The sequence below is a fragment of the Micromonospora marincola genome (genome assembly GCF_056150385.1).
The window spans coordinates 1-1,330 of the sequence record NZ_JAXCFT010000048.1; the positions used below are offsets into that span (position 1 = coordinate 1).

The following is a 1,330-nucleotide window of genomic DNA, read 5'->3' on the forward strand; positions in this document are numbered from 1 at the left end:
GTGCAGGGTGTGCGCTGGTGGTGGTGCTGTGGCGAGGACGAACGCGTTGAGGAGGCGGCGGATCTCAGCGAGGGTCAACGCGATGGTGTCCGCATCAGCGTTGGGCTGCTGCGCGGTGGCGGCGAGGATGGTCAGGACGGCCAGGGCGAGCATGGCGAGGGTGATGAAGCGGTGCCAGCCGGTCCAGCCGCGGACCTGGTAGTGGTCCAGGCCGACCTGGCCTTTGCCGGTCTGGAACAGCTCTTCGATGCTCCATCGGGAGCCGGCCACTCGCACAAGTGTGTGCAGCGGGACGGGGCGGGGTGACCAGCACAGGTAGAAGGCCAGCTCACCGGTGGTGCGGTTGCGGCGGATCAGCAGCCACCGGTGCTCACCCGGCCTGGTGGCGGTGGTGATCCAGGCCCACAGGTACTCGCGTGGTCCTTTCGCCCCGGGGCCGCAGCTGTGCGGCTGCCACTCGCGGGTGGGGATCCGGTCGGCGAGGTCGTCGACGCGGATCAGGGTACGGCCGTCGTTGACGGCCACGCGTCGGTCGCAGCCGACCGCCAGGACGTAGCCAATCTCGCGTTGTTCCAGCTCAGCTCGCAGGCCCGGGTCGGCGCCGTAGACCTCGTCGCCGGTCACCCACCCGAACGGGACACCGGCGTCCAGGGTGGCGGCGATCATCTGCCGGGCCAGGGCAGGCTTCGTCGCGAACCCGATCTGGTCGGGGACGCCGGCTGCGATGAGCCGGTCGGGACGGTCGCACCAGGTCGTCTCCGGCAGGTAAAGCCGACGGTCGATCATCGCTCGTCCCGTCGGTGACACGTAGGCCAGGAACACTCCGACCTGGCTGTTCTCGACACGGCCGGCGGTGCCGGTGTACTGCCGCTGCACCCCGACCGAGCACACCCCTTTCTTGAGGAACCCGGTCTCATCGGTGACCAGCACCGCGTCGGGGTGGCCGAGCTGTTCGATCAGCCAGGCCCGAACATCGTCGCGGACGGCGTCGGCGTCCCACACCGCTGTGCGCAGCAGCCGTTGCATCGCCTGCGGATCAGCGTTACCCGCCCGTTCCGCAAGCGACCAGCAGGTCTTCCGTTCGGTGTCCGACAGCAGCCCTTCCACGAACTGCCCGGCCGTCGCCCGCGGCTCGGCCCGCACGAACCGGTCAGCGACACGCGTCACCGCCTCGTCCAGGATGACCCGCCACCGGCTGGGGTCTACGCTGTGGCCCACGGCCATCGCGCGATCTTCGGTTGTCCTCACAAACCATCGATGATCAACGCGGTGGCCGCCCTCATGCCCACGCCACGCCCAACGCCGAAGCCAAGTGACGTTGGAGTACTAG

1 protein-coding gene is annotated in these 1,330 nt (G+C 69.2%); it reads right to left on the minus strand.

The genetic code is table 11. The features are described from left to right. On the minus strand, positions 1 to 1,224 hold a 1,224-nt coding region (locus SM450_RS30985), incomplete at its 3' end, for an IS701 family transposase (protein WP_474623320.1). Between the last annotated feature and the right edge of the window lie 106 nt (positions 1,225 to 1,330).